We start from the raw sequence: 18,932 nt of genomic DNA on the forward strand, positions 1-18,932 counted from the left end.
CTAGCCGGCCGCGAGGATGTCGACCACGAAGACGATCGTGTCCGTGCCCTCGATGCCCGCGGCGGGCTGGCCTTCGGCACCATAACCGAGTTCCGGCGGGATCACGATCATGACCTGGGAGCCGACGGTCTGGCCGACGAGACCCTGGGAGAAGCCCGGAACGACGGAGGCAAGGGAAATCGCGGTGGGACCGCTCTTGCCCCAGGTCTGGTCGAAGACCACGCCGGTGGACCAGACGACGCCCGAGTAGTGCATCACCACGGTGTCCCCCTCGCCGACGGTGGCGCCATCGCCCTTCTTGAGGACCGAGGTCTTCAGCTCGGTCGGAGCCTCGGCGGCCGGGATCGCCACGGTCGGGGCGCCGTCCTTGGCCAGCTCGACGGTCGGGAAACCGTCTTCCGGTGTCTGGTCGTCACCGTTCGCCGTGGCCGGGATCTTGCTCTTGACGTCGATCACGAAGACGATGTTGTCGTCGGCTGCGACCTTGAGCTCTTCGTTGCCCGCATCGCCGAACGCGTCAGCCGGGGGCGACACGACCGCGACGCGCGATCCGTAGGTCGCACAGGCGACACCCTTCATGAGGGCCGGGAAGACGGTGGATTCTTCGGCCATGGTGATCGGTGCGCCGAGGTCGTCCCCGAAGCCGCCGGCGTTCATCTTCTCGCCCGTGGTCGCGTTGTACACCGAGAATCCCAGTTCGACGATGTCATCGGTGGCGACGGCGTCGCCCTTGCCCTCGGTGACGACGCTGACCTCGGTGGCCTCCGCCTTGAGGGGCGACTCGAACGTCACAGTGGGCTCCGCGTCGGCCTTGCCGGAGACTTTCAGGGCCTCGGAGGCCTTACCGGAGTCGACGCAGGCGATCCCCGCCGCGCCGGTTTCGTCGGAGGGAGACGTGCTGCAGCCGGTCAGGGCGAGCACGGCGACCGTGGCAATGGAAATGAAAGCAGGAAGTTTACGCACACTGATCTTTCTGTTCGACGGTGTCTGGTACGACACGGGCAGGGGGTCGAGGACGTCTGGTTCGAGACCGGGCTCCGGCCAGTATGCCCGACCGAACGGTACGCCGCCTGTGTTCCGGCTGGCACGCACGTGCCAGCCGGTCGATCGCGAGGTCGTTCCGGGCCGGCGGGCCGCTGGACCGATGAGCCTACAGTCCCTCGGCGATCGCGGCCGTGGCCAGGAGCCAGGCCTCGCGGGTGCGTGGTGCGAGGGCGTCGATGTTGAGCGAGCCGCCGGCAACCAGCGCCGCGTCGTACGGGACGTCCACGACGGTGCGGGTGAGCTGGCTGAAGTGATCGTGCAGACGCACGGACAGCTGGCGGTCGGCCGTCTTGGCCGGGGAGGCGAGGATGGTGACCGCGTGGGCGACCTTATCGGCGTGGCCCTTCTGGCGCAGCCCGTCCAGCAGGGAAGCCGCGCCGTAGGCCGTGTCTTCCCGGATGGTGGAGACCACGACGAGCTGGTCGGCGGTCTCGACGGCCGCCTCCCAGTTGGAGGCGCGCATGTTGTTGCCGGTGTCGATGATCAGCACCCGGTAGAACCGGCTGAGGGCGGCGTGCAATTTGCGGAAGGCCACGTCGTCGATGCTGGCCGCGCCGGCCGGGTCGAGGTCGGAGGCCAGCGCGTCGAACCGGGCGTCGCCCTGATTGCGCACGTAGTTGTCGAGGTCTCCCACCCGGGCGGAGCTGGAATAGGCGAAGTTGTCGAGGTCGCGGAGCAGGTCGACGGCCGTGTTGGTGTGGGCGGCGGTCTGCGCCCGTACGCCGAGGGTGCCCATGGTTTCGTTGTTGTCCCAGGCGAGCGTGTAGCCGCCGCGGTGGATGCCGAACGTCGCGGCGATGAGCAGGGTGGCCGTGGTCTTGTGCGCGCCGCCCTTCGGGTTGAGCACGACGATGGTGCGCGGGCCCACCAGACTGCGCTGGACGGAGGCGACCGCCGCGCGGTGCGCCATCTCGCCGGCACCGGGGGCAGGGGCGACCATCCCGCCGGTGAGGCGCCGAATCGCACCCTGCCAGCCCAGAAGGGCGGGACCGGCCACGAGGGGCGGGCGGGAGTTCATGAAGTCCGCGAGGTTGGGACCCTCCCCGCTGATCACCGCGGGGGAATCCGACCCGACCAGCACGGCCAGCGCCGCGGCGGGATCCACCAGGGGCGGGCTCGGCACCGGTGCCGGCTCGGCCGTGGCCGTGGCGGTGTCACTGTCCGAGGCTGACCGCGGTGCGAAGTAGCCGGCGGCGGCGACGTCCTGCTCGGCGCCGTCCTCGTCGTCGTCCGCGTCGGCGTCCAGGTCGAGCACCAGGTCGTCAAAGGTGGTTGCGTGCTCGGAATCACCGAGCATGCCGGCGTCGGCCACGGCATCCTCGATGTTGCCGGCGTTCACTGCGGCGGCGTCCAACACGGCGGCGTCGAGATCAGGCGCGTCATCCTCCGGTGCCTGATCCTCCGCCGTCTCAGGCTTCGGGGCGACGACCAGGGCGACCAGTTCGACGACCTCGGTTTCGGTCGCGGTGGCCGACACCGGGGTGGCCCCGGGCATGGCCGAGATCCGCGCCGCCGGACGCGGTGAGTGCTGCGGGGCATTCTCGGCCTCCGCCTCCGCGTCCTCGGCGTCCCCTGCCTGCTCCACCGCGTCCTGCTGCGGTGCGACGGGAGTGGGGATGAACGCCCCGTCGTCTTCCACATCTCCGTTGGGGTGCACGATCAGCGGCGATTGCCCCTGCTCGTCTTCCGCGGTCAGGCGCACGGCACGGCGGATCGAGCGCGCGGCATCCGTGACCCGGTTGATGATCTCCTCGCGCACACCGGCTTCGTCGGCTGCGGTGATGTGCTGGCTGACTCCGTCGATCAGCAGATCACCCGTACCGTCGCTTCGGATCATCGCGCGAATGCGAGGGAGTTCGGAAATGTTCTGCGTCATGTTCGGCCTTTTTTCGTCGAGCTCAGCTCATCAAGCGTGAACACGTCGAAAAACCCTCGGGCGTGCCCTGTTCAGCCTAACGGGGCGAACGGAGCCCACCCCTCGTTTGGGCGGGTACGGCGACTATCGGCAGAAAGCGCGTCGGCGGGTGGCGCTACGCCACGCGGGGGGCCTGCACCTCCCAGCGGATGGCGCACAGGCCGCCCCGGGTTGCATGCGTGTCGTCGTGCCCGGTCTGGCGGCGACACTCCACAAGGTCATTCGTCGGAGTGATGTGCGGGTCCCGGCAGGAACTGGCGTAGCTGGTGTAGTCCGTTTCGAGGAGCAGTTCGTCGTCGGTGGGGGTGCTGTGGCTCATGGTTCAGGTTTCTGTTCAGGCGCTCTGTCCGCCCCCTCGGCGGCTTGCGCGGTGCTGCCTGGTCGATTCCCGGATGGGTCAGGCTGGTGATTGCGTGCAAGCGTACGTTGACTTGGTGCCATTATGCGAGTATTGGTCACTTTGTTAACACGATGGAAACCCGGCCGCACCGATCAGCTGGGGGCGGGTGTCAGTCCGGGGTGGCCGCGTGCAGGTCGCGGAGCATCATCTTCATGACCTTGCCTGTGGCGGTGCGGGGCAGCGTTTCGACGAAGTGCACATCATCAGGCACCTTGAAACTCGCGATCAGGTACCGGGTGTGGGTGAGCAGGTCCACGGCCGTCACCGCGTGGTCGGGCCGCAGCACGACGTAGGCCTTGGGCCGTTCGCCCCACTTCTCGTGCGGGATGCCGACGACCGCCACGTCGAGCACGGTGGGATGGGCGAGCATCGCGTTCTCGACCTCGATCGAGGAGATGTTCTCGCCCCCGGAGATGATGATGTCCTTGACCCGGTCTTTGAGTTCGAGGTAGCCGTCCGGGTGCATGACGCCCAGGTCACCGGTGTGGAACCAGCCGCCCCGGAAGGCCTCCGCCGTCGCCTGGGGGTCCCGGTAGTAACCGAGCATGACGTTGTTGCCGCGCAGCACGATCTCGCCGACCGTGGCACCGTCCTTCGGCACGTCGACCATATCGGCATCGACCACCCGGGCCGATTCGGCCTGCAGCATGCCGACGCCCTGGCGGGAGATCTTGCGGGCCCGCTCCTCGCTGGGCAGGCCGTCCCACTCCGGCTGGTACTCGCAGATCGTGTACGGCCCGTAGACCTCGGTCAGGCCGTAGACGTGCACCACCGTGACGCCGAGGGTCTCCAACTGTTCGATCACGCTGGGTGCCGGCGGCGCCCCCGCCGTGGTGATGCTGAGCGGCTTGGACAACGGATGCGCCTGCTCGGCATTGGCGATCAGGCTGCACACCGTGGGCGCGCCGCAGAGATTCGTGATGCCCAGGGTGTCGATCGCCGACCAGACGGCGTCGGGCCGCACCGCGCGCAGGCACACGTGGGTGGCACCGGCCGCGGTGACCGCCCAGGGGGTGCACCAGCCGTTGCAGTGGAACATCGGCAGGGTCCACAGGTAGACGGATGAACTCGTGAACGAGTTGTGGAAGACCTCGCCGAACGAATTCAGGTAGGCACCCCGGTGGGAGTAGACGACGCCCTTCGGCTTGCCGGTCGTGCCGGAGGTGTAGTTGATCGTGAGCGGCGAACGTTCGTCGTCGATATCCCAGCGCAGCGGGCGGGCATCCGTCACTGCAGCCTCGTCGGCCTCGGCCAGGAAGGATTCCAGGGTCTGCTGGCCGAAGTCCAGGCCGCTCGCAGCCAGGCCGAACTCGGCGTCCGGGATCTCGATCGTGCCGGTCAGGAAGGTCGAGGCGGGCCGGGAGTCCCCCACGGTGGCGACGAGTTCGGCGTCGACGAACAGGAGCGTGGCTTCGGAGTGCCTCAACACGTACTCGATCTCGGGCCGGGCCAGCCGCGAATTGAGCGCCACCAGGATGCCCCCGGCCAAGGGCACGGCGAAGTGCGCGATCAGCATCTCCGGCACGTTCGGAGCCAGGAACACCACTCGGTCACCCGGTGTGATGCGGGCCCGGATGCCCCGGGCCATCCGTTCCGCGGCCGCCTTGAACTCGGTGTAGCTGTAGCGGCGGCTGCCGTAGAGGATGGCGTCCTTGTTCGGGTACACCTCCGCGGACCGCTGCAGGAAGCGCAGCGGGGTGAGCGGCGAATCGTTGGGCAGTCCGGTCAGGGGTTCGAGCGTCGTCATCTGTTCAAACACGGTGGACTCCTTTGTCCTTCGGTTGGTGCAGCAGTGTCGTTCGGCGCCGTGGGCGCGGGGTGGCGCAGGGTCTGTCGCAGTGTCGTGCGCGGGTCAGCGGAAGGCGCTGACCCCGGTCAGGTCCCTCCCGATCAGGAGCGACTGCACACTCTCGGTGCCCTCGTAGGTGTGGATGGACTCGATGTCGGCGAGGTGCTGGATGACGTGGTTCTCGAGCAGGATGCCGTTACCGCCGAGCATGTCCCTGGCCATCGACGCGATCTCCCGCGCCGCCCTGGTGTTGTGGTATTTCGCCAGCGACGCCTGGATCGGCCGCAGCGTTCCGGCGGCGTCGAGCTCGGCCAGGCGCAGGCAGTGCAGCTGCATCGACGTGAGCCGGGACAGCATCATGGTCAGCCGCTCCTGCACCAGCTGGAAACCGGCGAGCGGCTTGCCGAACTGGATGCGCTGGGTCGAGTAGTTCAGGGCCGCCTCGAACACCGCCGTGGCATGGCCGAGGGCCGACCACGCCACTCCGAGCCGGGTGGCGAAGAGCACCGCTGAGGCGTCCTTGAACGTGCGGGTGCCGGGGAGCACAGCGTCCTGCGGGATCCGCACATCCGTGAGGGTGATCCGGGCCTGGTGGACGGCGCGCAGGGAGCCTTTGCCGGTGATCGTCACGCCGAGGTAGCCGGGGGTGTCCTGTTCCACCAGGAACCCGCGCACATTGCCGTCGTCGTCGCGGGCCCAGACCACCGTGACGTCGCCGACCGAGCCGTTGCCGATCCACTTCTTCTCGCCGTTCAGCACCCACTCGTCTCCGTCGCGCTGCGCGGTGGTCTCCAGGCCCACGGAGTCGGAGCCGTGGTCGGGTTCGGTCAGGGCGAAGGCGCCGAGCTTCTCGGCGCGGGCCAGCGGCACCAGCCAGCGCTCCTTCTGTTCCGGGCTGCCGAAGAGGGCGATGCTGCGCAGGGCCAGGCCGCCCTGCACGGCGACCACGGTGCCCATCGAGCCGTCGCCGCGGGAGATCTCCATGTTGACGAGCCCGGCTGCCAGCGGAGACATGGGGCTGAGTCCGGGGCCGACGACGCCGTCGGTGAGGAGATCGAGCTCACCCATGCGCCGAACCAGGTGCAGCGGGTACTCGGCCCTGTCCCAGGCCTCGGTCAGTTCGTCCAGGGATTCCGTGGCGAAGGTGCGGGCCCGGTCCCAGAAGGCCCGGTCGGCCTCGGGGACGTCGGAGAACACACCGTAGTAGTCGGTGTCGAGGGGCATGGATACGTCGTAGTCGGGCACGGTTTCCCTTTCGTGGAGGACGGATTCGAAGCTCATACGCCGGCCACGCCGGCCGGGTGGAACAGGGCGCCGCGGGCCGCCAGGGAGGCTCCCGAGCGGTCGAGCAGCGGGGTCAGCCCGCCGGTGTGGTGCGGGTAGTTCGCCCCGAGGATCATGCAGGCGTCGATGTCGGCGGGGCTCTGCACGGTGCCGTCGGCGAGCATCCGCCCGACTTCGTCGGCCAGACCCCGCAGTAGTCCGAGGCGCACGACGGCCGGGTCGGTGGGCACGGGCGGGCGGGCGGCGGCCGGGGGCAGGATCTCCTCGACCGCGGCGGCGGCGGCGGCCGTGAGCCGGCCGTCGGGCCCGATATAGCCGGGCAGCGAGAGCTGCACGATCCGCTGCAGGCTCGGGCTCACCGTGAACCGGTCGGCGAAGCCCTGGTGCAGGGTGTCGAGGATGTGCAGTTGCACGGCCGGTCCGATGTGACGGATGAGCGTGAGCGGCGTCATCGGGAACCCGTCACCGACGAGGGCCGCGTCGACGATCTCGGCGTCCGCTCCGGCGTCGATGAGGGCGAGCGTGTCGCTGAACCAGCGGGTGATCAGGCGGTTGACGACGAACCCGGACGAGTCCGCCACCAGCACCGCGGTCTTGCCGAGCCGAACGGCGAGCGCGAAGGCCGCGTCGACGGTCTCCGCGCTGGTGCGGGGTGCCCGCACGATCTCGACCAGCGGCAGCACCGTGACCGGGTTGAAGAAGTGAAAGCCGATCAACCGTTCCGGGTGGTTCAGCTGCGCACCCTGATCTGCGATCCCGAGCGACGACGTGTTGGTGAGGAGCAGGGTGTCACTGGTGACGACATGTTCGACCGACGCCCAGACGTCCCGTTTGATCTCGAGGTCTTCGAAGACCGCCTCGATCACGATGTCGCAGTCGGCGAAGTCGGCGACCTGGCTGGTGCCGGACACCAGGGCGGCGATCCGGGCGCTGTCCGCGGCCGTGCGGGTTCCCCGGGTCACGGCACGCTGGAGCTGGTCGGTGATGCGGTCGATCGCCTGGCTCACCCGGTCGGGCGTGAGGTCGGTGATCCGCACGGGAACATTCAGGCGGTCGGCGAACAGCAGTGCGAGCTGGGTGGCCATCAGCCCGCCGCCGACGACCCCCACGCGGGTCGGCTCCCGACCGGTCCCGGCACGGCTGCTGCGTTTCTGGGCGGACTGAAGGGCGTAGAACGCGTAGACGGCGGCGCGGCACTCGTCGCTGTGCAGCAGCGCGCCGAACGCCTCGATGGTCTCGGCCTCCACCGGATCGGCTCCCCGGGCCCGTCGCGCGGCCGTGCGGGTCAGGCCGGGCGCGGTTTCCAGCGCTCCCGAGTCGGTCGTTGCGGATGCGCCCGCTCGGCGGGAATGCCAGATGGCCAGCAGTCCCAGTGCCGCCTCGACTGCGGGGATGGCGCCGGAGATCCGTCGGGCGACGCCGGCACGCACGGCCGCCGGATCCCAGACGTCGGGCACCGCCGCGGATGTGGGGGCGAGAGTCAGCGGGTCGGCAAGGGTCCGGGCGGCCCAGTCGAGCGACGCCTCGAGGAAGCCCTCGTCAGCGACGATCACATCAGCGAGACCTCGATCGCAGGCCTCGACGGCCGTGAGGGACCGGCCGGAGAGCGAGCGGGAGATCGCGATGTCCGCGGCGTCGTCGACTCCGACGAGGTCAGCGAGGGAGGACAGGCCACCCCAGCCCGGCACGAGACCCAATCGAACCTCGGGCAACCCGAAACTGCGGGCCGACCGGGCCACGGTGCGGTAGTCGGTGCGCAGGGCCAGTTCGAGGGCGCCGCCCAGGGCGGTCCCGTTCAGGAAGGCGAAGGTGGGCACGCCCAGACGGCTGATGTCGTCCAGGACCAGGTAGCCGGCGCGGGCGATGCGCTCACCGTCGGCCGGGGACGCGGCGAAACGGAAGGGCCCCAGATCGGCTCCCGCGCCGAACACGGCGCCCTCTCCCGTGAAAGCGACCGCATCGACCTGGCTGATGTCGATCGAGCGCACCGCTTCACCGAGGGCCTCAAGCGCCTCCCAGCCCCAGGAGAGGATCATCCCGGGCGGAGGCGCGAAGCCCACCAGGGCGAACCGTCGGCCCCCGACCCGTCGGGTGGTGACGCCGACTCGTATGCTCAGCCCATCGTGCACGGTGCCCCCTTGCGCCGGTCAGAAAAATGCCTAAGTACAAGTTCTAGCTGACACTCAGTCTCAGGTCAAGTGAAACTGAGTCTCAGAGAGAACGCACCTGAGCGCGCAGGCGCTCCTCGATGGCGCGAGCCAGCACTCCGGGGTCCGTTGCGGCCGGGAAGACGGCGACGACCAGCTCGCCGGCGGACCGCCCCTCCGGGGCCGGCGCCGCCGCATCCGGATGGAAGAGCCGTCGCACCTCGGCGAGTTCGGCGGCCAGCGAGAACCGGCCGACGTTGTCCTCGGCCCGGATCAGCCGGCGCAGGACGAAGTTATGGGTGGCGGTCACCGCCGCTGCGAACCGGATCGCGGTCAAAGGCGGCACTTCGGGAACGGCGCTGCGCAGGTAGCTGGCGAACAGCCGTTCATAGCGGATGGCCATGATGGTTTCCCGGTCTCGCAGCACGGGAGTGTCGCGCAGGACCCGGTCCCGGATCCGCACGATCTCGAGTCGCTCGCGGAAGCGCTCGAAGACCATGGCGGCCGCCTCGCACACGGCCAGCCAGGGGTCGGCGTGCGACACCCGGAAGTACTCATCGATGCTCGCGACCAGTTCTGCGTGGTCGGCGAAGATCACATCTTCCTTGGCCCGGAACTGGCGGAAGAAGGTGCTGCGCGAGATCCCGGCCGCCTCGGCGATGTCCACGGTGCTGGTGGCCTCATAGCCGTGCTCCTGAAACAGGCGAACCGCGATATCGGCGACCTCGACTCGGGATAGCGACTGCTGCGGCCGCGGCGGTCGTGCCGGCTCGGCAGGGCGGGAGGAGGCGACAGGCAGGTCTGACATGATCTGGCGAAATTATCACGGAATACACGAACTGATGCCCCCGCGAGGCCAGCCACTCTCCCTTGCTCGGTGCGCGACGGGCGGGCAGTCTGGCAATGACAGGGGAGCGACCATGACGACGTCAAGCACGAACGCCGATGTTCCGGCGGACCAGACACCCCGCCACGGGCGCCGCGCCCTCATCACCGCCTGGATTTTCGTGGCCCTGTTGCCGGTGTCCTTCGTCGCAGCCATACTTCTGGGTGACGCCCTGCTGAGCCTGCAGGGTTACGAGGGCGGCGGCACGAAGCTGATCCCGCTCGGCGTAGTGGCGGTGGCCGGAATCCCGTCGGTTCTCGTTCTCATCGCGCCGACCATTCCTGCTATGGCTTTCGGCTTGCGGGCGCGACACCTGGGCGTGCCCGCCGGCATGTGGCCCGCAGCCGTCGGGGCTGCCGCGCTGGTGCTCGGCCTGATCATGAACACCCTCCCCCTGCTCCTCGCGAGCTTCGGCGGGTAGTTCCACCGAGGCTCTGGTCGCGAGGGCCGTATCGGAGTAGTGTCTCCGTCACGGTCATCAACGAGGGTGCGGTTGCGCCGAGAGAGAGCGCTCCACACATGGACTTCAATCCCCACTGCCAGCAGGGCGCATGCGCCGGACGAATGCGCACTCGGGCCGTGTCAACGGACACCCTTGCCGATGAAGAAATCTGGTTCCAGTGCGAGGAATGCGGCTCCGAGAAGCACTGGACCAACCTCGGCGACCAGGACGCTCCGCGCGCATAAAGCCCGGCACACCCCGTCATCCCGACATCCCGACGCCGTCTCGGCCATGGTCACGGAAACCGGGGCGAGGTCGGTGGATTCGCCGGCCTGACGCGGCCGGAATTGCACTGACCGACCCGGTGCCGTAACTTCTGAATCGGCACCTCTTCGGGTGGCGCCGAATCGAACCGGAGTTGAACATGACCGCTGTCGAACTGCTCGTCTACGCCGATCGCCTCGGCGGCACCATTCATGACCTGCAGGCAGTGCTGGACGGGCCGTTGCGCGCGTTCGGCAGCGTGCACGTTCTGCCTTTCTACGTACCCTTCGACGGCGCGGATGCCGGGTTCGACCCGATCGACCACGCGGCGGTCGATGCCCGCCTCGGCAGCTGGGACGATATGCGCGCCCTTGCCGGATCGCGCGGGCTCACCGCGGACCTGATCGTCAACCACGTGTCTTCTTCCTCGGTGGAGTTCATCGACTGGCTGGCCAACGGCACCGCCTCCGACTACGAGGGCATGTTCCTCACCTTTGACACCGTGTTCCCGAACGGCGGAACCGAGAAGGATGTGACGGCGTTCTACCGGCCCCGGCCCGGCCTTCCGTTCACCGCCTATCAGGGCGCCGACGGCAGCCGCCACCTGGTCTGGACGACCTTCATGCCCACCCAGGTCGACCTGGACGTCAACCACCCGGCCGCCCTCGCCTACCTGCGCCGCGTGCTGCAGACGCTGGCCGGAGGCGGGGTGTCCACTGTGCGGCTCGACGCCGTCGGTTACGCCGTGAAGACCCCCGGCACCGACAGCTTCATGACCGAGCAGACCCTCGAGTTCGCCCGCACGGTCGTCGCCCTCGCCCACGAGGAGAACCTCGAGGTGCTCGTCGAGGTTCACGCGCACTACAGCCAGCAGCTCGCGATCGCCCCGCTGGTCGACCGTGTCTACGACTTCGCGCTGGCTCCCCTGCTGCTGCACTCGCTCGGCACCGGAACCGTCGACCGCCTCGCCGACTGGTTCCAGATCCGCCCCGAGAACGCCATCACAGTGCTCGACACCCACGACGGCATCGGCATCATCGACGCCGGCCCGATCGGCGACAAGCCGGGCCTGCTGACCCAGGCCGAGATGGTCGACATCTTCGCCCGCGCGGAACGCGCCACGAACGGCCACTCCGCGATCGCATCCGTCATTCCGGAGTGGTTCACGCTGCCGCACCAGATCAACGCCACGTTCTTCAGCGTTCTCGGCGGCGAGGAGGTGCCGTACATCCTGGCCCGCGCCGTGCAGCACTTCCTCCCCGGCCGCCCCCAGGTGTACTACGTCGGGCTGCTCGGCGGCCTCGACGACACCGAGCTGTTCGGGCGCACCGGCAACGGCCGCGATGTGAACCGTCATGTCTACACCGCGGAGGAGGTCGACCGAGCCCTTGCCACCGACGTGACCCGGGCCCAGCTGGGCCTGGCCCGCATCCGCAGCACGCACCCGGCATTCACGGGAGACTTCTCCTGGTCCACCGTCGGCGGCGACCGGCTCGAGCTCCTCTGGACGGCGGCCGACGCCAGCGCCCGCCTCACGGTGGCCACGACTCTGGGCTCACCGAGCTTCCGCATCGAGCTGACGGATGCCGGACGCACGCAGGTGCTGGACACGGTCGCATCCGTCGCCGCCTGGGTCGGCTCGAACGACTGATCCGGCGCGCCCCGCGGGCGCAACCCGTTCGGCGCGCTTGACTGAGGTGTGCGCACACGAACCCGCTGTTACCGCGACGGCACCCTCGTCGATGAGGACTTTCCCCTCGCCGAGGTGTCGGAGCATCTCGCCCTGCCCGACAGCGTCGTCTGGGTGGATCTGTCCGATCCCGGCGAGAGCGACCTGGCCCTGCTGGCCGGGGAGCTGGGGCTGCACGAGCTGGCGGTGGAAGACGCTCTCACCCTGCGTCAGCGCCCGAAGCTCGACCGGTACCCGGACCACCTGTTCCTGTCTGCGTATTCCATCGACATCGAGCCGTCCACGGCGAAGGTGACCACGAACGAAATCGCTGCGTTCATCACCGACCGGGCGCTCGTGACCGTGCACACCAACGGACAGTTCGACCTGGCTGCGGTTGTGAACCGGTGGGATTCTTCACCCGATCTGGCTCGCAACGGTGTGTCCTACCTGCTGCACGGTCTGCTCGACTATCTCGTCGACGGCTACTTCGAGGCGGTTGAAGCCCTCGACGATGAAATCGAGGACCTCGAGGATCAGCTCTTCCTGCCTAATTCCGATCAGGAGCAGGTGCAGCGCCGCTCTTTCCAACTGCGGAAAAGCCTGGTCACGCTGCGGCGGATCATCCTTCCCATGCGCGAAGTAGTGAACACGCTGCTCCGGCGGGACTTGCATCTGCTCCAGGACGAAATGGGACCGTATTTCCAGGACGTGTACGACCACGTGCTTCGGGCCATGGAATGGACGGAGAGCCTGCGCGATCTGGCGACCAGCATCCTCGAAGCGAACCTGGCGATTCAGGGAAACCGACTGAACGTGATCACCAAGAAGGTCACCGGCTATGCAGCCATCATCGCCGTGCCCACGGCCATCACGGGTTTCTATGGCCAGAACGTGCCGTATCCGGGCTTCGCCCAACCTCTGGGCTACTACAGTTCGGCCGCGCTCATCGTTGGCCTCTCGGCGCTGCTCTATGTGCTCTTCAAACGCAACGACTGGATCTGAGAGGTCGACCGGGGCGGACGGCGCGGAGCCGGTGAGGTGGTGGGGGCCGCTTTTCGCCCCTGTCGATCGCGGCCCCCGGTCATGCGGCGCCTCGGATGCCCGAGCGCCAGTCTTGAGGGAGTGGTTCAGTGCGTGACGGTGTCCTTGGCGATTGCGCCGGCCTTCGCCACGCTGATGTCGGTTTTCCGCTGGTGTTTCGTGGGGGGCAGCCAGGCGCGGGTGCGCCACACATACGGGGACGCAGCCACCGGCTCCCCGGTTTCGGCGTCATCGTCGGCCGGTCCGGCGAGCAGGGCATCGAACGTTGGCACGATCGCGATGGCGGGTCGAGTGTCATCGGCGGCGGGTAGATAGAGCATCGGGCGTCCTTCGGGTCTGCGGGTGACAGAGGCTGTCAGTTATAGGACGTTGTTTGTGGGATATTTGTCACACGGATCTGTCATGTGTTTTTCTTGCTGGTGAATGGAGGGCGAACGGACGATGCCACCTACCCCGACCCGCGAACCAGTCGCGTCTCCGCTCGAGTCGTTCCCCGACCAGGTCCTCTCCGATCGCGCCGCAGACGGGGACATGCGGGCGTTCGAGGTGCTGGTTCGTCGCTACGGACCGTTGATGCGGGTCTACGCCAGCCGGGTCCTGGGATCGAACGATGAAATGGATGACGTCGTTCAGGAGTCCTTCATCACGGCCTGGCAGCAACTGCCCACGCTCGAGAACGGCGCCGCGGTCAAGAGCTGGTTGATGCGCATCGTGAGCCGCAAGAGCGTCGACCGGGTTCGCGCCCGGCGCCAGCACGTGAACATCGACCTCACCGACGCCCCAGCCCCCGCACAGCAGTCCCCCCATAGACTGGCAGAGGCAGGGTCGCAGACCGAAGCACTGACTCGGGTCCTTGCCGAACTACCCGAAGACCAGCGCCGCTGCTGGATGCTGCGGGAACTCGCGGAATGCAGCTACGGCGAGATCGCTGCCGAACTGGAGATCCCCGTTTCGACGGTTCGCGGCTTACTGGCCCGTGCACGAAAAACACTGCTCCAAGAGATGGAGGAATGGCGATGACATCCTCCGACGCGCTTGCCGGACACACCTTCGAAGAGCTGAGCGACTACCTCGATCGGGACCGTACCCCGGCCGATCCGAGCATCGAAGGCTCCCCCGAGTGCCAGACCGCACTGAACGGGATGCAGCGACTGCGCAGCGTGCACCGCGACCTGCTCCTCAAAGACGCTCAACGTGAATCCGAGCGCGAGGACAGCTGGGTCAGCTCGATTCTGCAACACATCAGCCTCGAGGCCCGCGCAGGCCGCGATATCCCGATCAGTCACTCCTCGCCGACCGCTCGCCTGAGCGTGACCGAAGGCGCGGTGCGCGGCATCCTGCGTGCCGCCGGCGACAGCGTGCCGAACATCATCGTCGGACGGTGCCACCTCGACGGCGATGTCACCGAGCCGGGCGCACCCATCACGGTGCGCGTGGATGCCACGGTCCTAGAGGGCGAGATCATCGCATCGCTCGCCGATCAGCTCCGGGAGGCGCTCTACGCCGCGCTGCGCCAGCACACCGAGCTCGCGGTCGAGGCCATCGACATCACCATCCGCGATCTGTACCAACCCTTTGTCCCACCGGCGAAAGCGAGCAGTGATGAGTGACGCCCCTTCGCCGGACCCGGTGTCGACCGACCCCGGAACGTCGTCCACGCTTCCCGACCGGCTCGACAAGGTGGTGCTGGCCGTCCCCGGCGTGGATGAGCTGTACTCGGCGGCGCCGCTCGTCGCGGCCGTGGTCAAAACGGTGATCGCCACCACCGTCGAAGCCGTGACCGGCGAGCAGAAATCGAACAGTTCCGTCTCGGTCGACGAGAAGAAGGCCGGCCTGGAGATCGCGGTCAAGATCGGAGTCAACGCCCCCTACACGGCGATCGATGTGAGTCGTCGCGTGCACGACGCGATCACGGATCAGCTCGAGCAGAACGGCAACCCGGACGTGGCCGAGATCGCCGTCAGCGTCGCCCGCATCGACTGACCCCGCCGCAGCACGCCGGGCCGGCCCGCTCGGCCCGAACCAATTCGACGGAGATTTCGCCTTCCAGCGCCCGTTTCCACGGCTGTGAGGGTGTTTACGGCAGAATCTCCGTCGAATTCGTGGGGGCTGTCCCCGCCGGGATGCGCGCCTGGCGCTGGGCAGGGCGGGCGGGCGCCACGGACCGCATGCTGGCCGGGTCGAAGGTCGCGCTCGGGCGACCCAGCAGGTAGCCCTGGGCCAGCACGCATCCGCTGGCACGCAGAATTTCGAGTTGGTCGAGGGTCTCCACACCCTCGGCGACCACCTCGACGCCAAGCTTGGACGCGAGCGCCAGGATTCCCTGCACGAGCGGCACGGAGGCGGAGTCAGGCAGATTCATGATGAAGCTGCGGTCGATCTTGATCTGATCGACCGGCAGGCTGTTCAGCCAGGCGAGCGTCGAAAAACCGGTCCCGAAGTCGTCCAGTGAGATATGGATGCCCAGGCGACGCAATTCCACCAGGCGTTCGACGATGCGAGGGGTGTCGATGAGGGCGCTGCTCTCCACAACCTCCAGAATGAGCCGCTCCGGCTCGAGGGAATGCCGGTTGAGGGCGGCACGAACCGTGGGAACCAGTCTTCGGTCGAGCAGCGTGGCGGCGTCGAGGTTGACCGCGACGCCGTACGGTCGCCCTGCCCGCTGCGGCCAGCCGGCCAGGGCGGCACAGGCGGCGCCGACAACCCACAGGTCCAGGTCAGTGATCAGACCCGTCTCCTGAGCCACCGGAAGGAACGCGGCCGGAGCCAGGAGACCCAGGCGGGGGTGCTCCCAGCGGATGAGAGCCTCCGCGCCGACCACGCTCTCCTCCCCCGCGCGGGAGATGTCGACCACCGGCTGGAAGTGCAGCCTCATCTGGTTCTCGTCCAGGGCGCACGCCAGTTCCAGCGGCAGGGACGTGTCGGCGACCCCCGGCTCCTGGCGTCCCGCGAGGGCGATCTGGTTGCGTCCGGTTCTCTTCGCCGTGTACATCGCGCCGTCGGCTTCGTCGAGCAGGCGCTCTCCGCGGCCTCCCTGTCCCGTGTGCACGGCCACGCCCACGCTGGCAGAGATCCGAAGATCCTGGCCGGCGAGGTGGAAGGGGAGGTTCAGGCGGTCCACCGCCCGACGGGCCAGGTCGATGGCCGCAGCCTCTCCCTCCAGGCCTGTGACCAGGACCGCGAACTCGTCACCCCCGAGCCGTCCGATCACGTCACCGCTGCGGACCTCCGCGCGCAGTCGCATCGCGACCTGCCGCAGCAGCTCATCGCCGACCCGGTGACCCAGGCGGTCGTTCACGCGCTTGAAGTTGTCAAGGTCGCAGAACAGGACCGCCGTGGTGGTGTGGTTCTGACCCTCCGCTAGTGCAGTGTGCAGCTCTGCGGCGAAGAGGACACGATTCGGCAGGCCCGTCAGGGCGTCGTGCTGTGACTGGTGCCGAACCGTGGCGAGCAGCCGGGCCTTCTGCATGGCGGTCGCCCCCTGGTGACCGACGCCCTCGAGCAGGGCGCTGGCCTCCGCCAGGACCGAGGCTGAGACCGCTCCGGTCCAGCTGACCGTGGCCACCCCCATCAGGGTGTCGCCGGCCAGAAGCGGAACCGCCACGACGGTGTGTGCCCCGACATCACGCAGCAGCACAGCCAGGGCCGGGCTGGCCGTGTCCGCGGTGAAGACCACGAGTTCCTGCCGCTGGAGCACCCCGAGCAACTCCGGGGTCTGCTCCACCGTCAGTGCGACGCTCAGAAAGTGGTCTCGAACAGCCGGCTCGAAGCCGACGACCGAGGCCGGACGAAGCACGCCGATTTCGGCGTCCCACAGCAGCACCGAGGCCGCGTCGCATTCGACGATCGTCGGGAGGGCCGCCGTGAGCACCCCGGCGATCGCCTCGACGCCGTCGCTCGTGGCCAGTCGGTGCGCGAGGCCGAGCAGCGCGGCCGTTCGCAGCCCCTCCCGGCGTGATTCGTCGAGCGCGGTGAACAGGTCGAGGGCTGCCGCGGCGTGCCCGGCGTAGGCCTCCAGAAGAGCCCGGTCTCCGGGCATCGGGGCCTGTCCCTGCGCAAACAGTGCGGCCAGGCGGCCGTGGGTCCTGCGGTTGGAGGCGATGTCGACGACCAGCGCATGCTCGCCCAGGTACTCGCCACGCAACATCTGTGTCACGAGGCCGTCGGCAACGGTGTCACTGAGCCCGCGATGGCGAACCAGCGGCGCACCATCACCGTCGGATTCGATCAGAAGCAGGTACCCCGGAGCAAGCACCGCAGAGGCAGCCCGATCGACGATCCGCGCGAGCACCTCGTCGACGTCGTCGCTGCTGACGAGGTCGGCGGCGGCCGACTGCACCTCACGCACCTTGTTCCGGAGAACGTCCAGGGCGGCGGCAACCAGCCGGTTCCGGGTGCGCCACGCCCGCCAGCGCACCCGCGTCGACCACGTCAGCACATATTCGCAGGCCGGGTAGCCGTCCGACTGGCATTCCGGGTGGCTGACCTCCGCGGGCGCAAGCCCGAAGCTTGCCGTGACGGCGGAGAACAGCCCCTGGGCGTATTGGCAGTCCAGTCGGGACGGGCGATACCCGTCGTGGAGGCGGTAGCGCAGGTGGGCCGAGGTGCGTCCGACCTCGATTGCATCGATCGTGGAAGTCGTGGTGAACTTGGGCACAATCCGCGGCATCTGGCGATACACCGCACTGGGCGAGGCGAACAGGCTCAGGAGCTGCACGAGCACGGGCGGGATGTTCTCGCTGACCGCGCTGGCGCCCACGGCGAACATGGTCGTCGCGTCGCCCAGAACCGCCGTCGCAGCCTCGAACAGCCGGATGCGTGTGTCGTACCCGACCCACATCGACGTGGCCTCCAAGGCCGCAGCATCCTGCTGCACACCAGCCCGGTCGAGCACTTCGGCCACGGCCCCGTCGCCGCCCTGCTCGCGGACGTAGCGCAGCAGCAGGCTGATCGTCGTGCTCGCTGTCTCGCGCGGCTCTGCATCCATCGTCTGACCCCCAGCCTCCTACGACAGACTCTATCGGCGGCGGACGGCAAGGGCATACTCGTGTTGCGGGACGGATGGGGCGCCCGCCCCCGGCGCCGAGATCGGCAGATCCGGTCGAGTTCGACCGGCGTACCGCCAGGGCTCGACCGCACGGGGCGAGCTCGGCGCCGCTATCGCGGGATGGCAACGGTGCGCTCGTAAACTGGGACGCATGACCTCGCAGCCCCTGCTCAACAAAGACACCCGCCTCTGCATCTCGCTCGCAGCCCGGCCCAGCAACTTCGGCACCCGCTTCCACAACTACCTCTATGCCGAGCTGGGGCTCGATTTCGTCTACAAAGCGTTCACGACGGCGAATCTCGCGTCGGCGATCGGTGGGGTACGGGCGCTGGGCATCCGTGGCTGTTCGGTGTCGATGCCGTTCAAGGAAGACGTGATCGCCCTGGTCGACGAGATGGATGCCTCGGCGAGCGCGATTCAGTCGATCAACACGATCGTGAACGACGACGGCTGCCTGCGGGCGTCGAACACCGACTACATCGCCGCGGCCGACCTGATTCACGCGCGCGGCATCGATCCGGCCACCCCGTTCCTGCTGCGCGGCAGCGGCGGCATGGCGAAGGCCGTCGCTGCCGCCTTCCGCGATTCCGGATTCGAAAACGGCACCCTGATCGCCCGGAACAAGACGCGGGGGCAGGCTCTCGCCACCGAGCTCGGCTACCGGTGGGCGGCGGAGCCGGCCGGGCTGTCCGCGCCCCTGCTGGTGAACGTCACCCCGATCGGGATGACGGGTGGGGCCGAGGCGAACGACCTGTCCTATTCTGCCGAGGCCATCGCCGAGGCGACCACCGTTTTCGACGTGGTCGCTCTGCCCGCGGAGACTCCGCTCATTCTGGCCGCGCGGGCGGCCGGCAAAGTGGTGATCACGGGCGCCGAGGTCATCGCCCTGCAGGCGGCGGAGCAGTTCGAGCGCTACACCGGGGTGCGCCCGACTCCGGAGCAGGTCGCCGAGGCATCCGCCTTCGCCCGCACCCATATGGCGTAGTGAGGGGCGGGGCTCC

General features: G+C 68.3%; 16 protein-coding genes. 7 read left to right on the forward strand and 9 right to left on the reverse strand.

Going from position 1 to position 18,932, the window contains the following annotated elements; translation table 11 throughout:
* The 7 genes from AC0J5J_RS08315 to AC0J5J_RS08345 form a co-directional block, all read right to left on the reverse strand.
* Positions 1–963, reverse strand: coding sequence for an FKBP-type peptidyl-prolyl cis-trans isomerase (locus AC0J5J_RS08315; RefSeq protein ID WP_474897467.1), 963 nt, complete (start codon positions 961–963; stop codon positions 1–3).
* A 187-nt stretch (positions 964–1,150) separates the two neighbouring features.
* Positions 1,151–2,920, reverse strand: coding sequence for a hypothetical protein (locus tag AC0J5J_RS08320; RefSeq protein WP_474897468.1), 1,770 nt, complete (start codon positions 2,918–2,920; stop codon positions 1,151–1,153).
* Between the two features lie 154 nt (positions 2,921–3,074).
* Entirely contained in the window at positions 3,075–3,278 is a 204-nt protein-coding gene (locus AC0J5J_RS08325; protein WP_134425162.1) for a hypothetical protein, read from the reverse strand.
* Positions 3,279–3,468: 190 nt separating this feature from the next.
* Complete coding sequence (locus AC0J5J_RS08330; protein WP_338145428.1) at positions 3,469–5,118, reverse strand: AMP-binding protein; 1,650 nt, start codon at positions 5,116–5,118, stop codon at positions 3,469–3,471.
* A 93-nt stretch (positions 5,119–5,211) separates the two neighbouring features.
* On the reverse strand, positions 5,212–6,372 hold the full coding sequence (locus tag AC0J5J_RS08335) for an acyl-CoA dehydrogenase family protein (protein WP_474897470.1): 1,161 nt from the start codon (positions 6,370–6,372) through the stop codon (positions 5,212–5,214).
* Positions 6,373–6,425: 53 nt separating this feature from the next.
* The gene (locus tag AC0J5J_RS08340) at positions 6,426–8,561 is read right to left on the reverse strand and encodes a 3-hydroxyacyl-CoA dehydrogenase NAD-binding domain-containing protein (RefSeq protein ID WP_474897472.1); all 2,136 of its coding nucleotides are present in this window, start codon (positions 8,559–8,561) and stop codon (positions 6,426–6,428) included.
* Between the two features lie 82 nt (positions 8,562–8,643).
* The gene (locus AC0J5J_RS08345) at positions 8,644–9,387 is read right to left on the reverse strand and encodes a TetR/AcrR family transcriptional regulator (RefSeq protein WP_474897474.1); all 744 of its coding nucleotides are present in this window, start codon (positions 9,385–9,387) and stop codon (positions 8,644–8,646) included.
* A 112-nt stretch (positions 9,388–9,499) separates the two neighbouring features.
* Between AC0J5J_RS08345 and AC0J5J_RS08350 the strand changes: the two genes are divergently transcribed.
* The 3 genes from AC0J5J_RS08350 (at position 9,500) to AC0J5J_RS08360 (ending at position 12,845) form a co-directional block, all read left to right on the forward strand.
* Positions 9,500–9,886, forward strand: coding sequence for a hypothetical protein (locus tag AC0J5J_RS08350; RefSeq protein WP_474897476.1), 387 nt, complete (start codon positions 9,500–9,502; stop codon positions 9,884–9,886).
* 445 nt (positions 9,887–10,331) lie between these two features.
* The gene (gene gtfA / locus AC0J5J_RS08355; RefSeq protein WP_134425165.1) at positions 10,332–11,822 is read left to right on the forward strand and encodes a sucrose phosphorylase; all 1,491 of its coding nucleotides are present in this window, start codon (positions 10,332–10,334) and stop codon (positions 11,820–11,822) included.
* A 48-nt stretch (positions 11,823–11,870) separates the two neighbouring features.
* Positions 11,871–12,845, forward strand: a complete 975-nt coding sequence (locus AC0J5J_RS08360; RefSeq protein WP_134425166.1) for a magnesium transporter CorA family protein — start codon at positions 11,871–11,873, stop codon at positions 12,843–12,845.
* Positions 12,846–12,970: 125 nt separating this feature from the next.
* Here the strand turns inward: AC0J5J_RS08360 and AC0J5J_RS08365 are convergent, their stop codons facing one another.
* Entirely contained in the window at positions 12,971–13,204 is a 234-nt protein-coding gene (locus AC0J5J_RS08365) for a hypothetical protein (protein ID WP_474897478.1), read from the reverse strand.
* 121 nt (positions 13,205–13,325) lie between these two features.
* Here AC0J5J_RS08365 and AC0J5J_RS08370 point away from each other — a divergent pair, with 121 nt between their 5' ends.
* Genes AC0J5J_RS08370 through AC0J5J_RS08380 form a run of 3 tightly spaced genes read left to right on the forward strand, consistent with a single transcriptional unit; the run spans position 13,326 to position 14,867 of the window.
* Entirely contained in the window at positions 13,326–13,904 is a 579-nt protein-coding gene (locus AC0J5J_RS08370; protein ID WP_474897480.1) for an RNA polymerase sigma factor, read from the forward strand.
* Entirely contained in the window at positions 13,901–14,494 is a 594-nt protein-coding gene (locus tag AC0J5J_RS08375) for a hypothetical protein (protein WP_241972803.1), read from the forward strand. The genes AC0J5J_RS08370 and AC0J5J_RS08375 overlap by 4 nt, the downstream gene beginning before the upstream one ends.
* Positions 14,487–14,867 (forward strand): hypothetical protein, encoded by a 381-nt coding sequence (locus AC0J5J_RS08380; protein WP_134425170.1) that lies wholly within the window; start codon positions 14,487–14,489, stop codon positions 14,865–14,867. The genes AC0J5J_RS08375 and AC0J5J_RS08380 overlap by 8 nt, the downstream gene beginning before the upstream one ends.
* 94 nt (positions 14,868–14,961) lie before the next feature.
* Here AC0J5J_RS08380 and AC0J5J_RS08385 read toward each other — a convergent pair whose 3' ends face one another.
* Complete coding sequence (locus AC0J5J_RS08385; protein ID WP_474897481.1) at positions 14,962–17,871, reverse strand: putative bifunctional diguanylate cyclase/phosphodiesterase; 2,910 nt, start codon at positions 17,869–17,871, stop codon at positions 14,962–14,964.
* Between the two features lie 211 nt (positions 17,872–18,082).
* Here AC0J5J_RS08385 and AC0J5J_RS08390 point away from each other — a divergent pair, with 211 nt between their 5' ends.
* Positions 18,083–18,916: a shikimate 5-dehydrogenase gene (locus AC0J5J_RS08390; RefSeq protein ID WP_134425172.1), complete on the forward strand. Its 834-nt coding sequence runs from the start codon at positions 18,083–18,085 to the stop codon at positions 18,914–18,916.
* Positions 18,917–18,932: the final 16 nt, after the last annotated feature.

It is taken from the genome of Cryobacterium sp. TS_SC_7, from assembly GCF_056156285.1.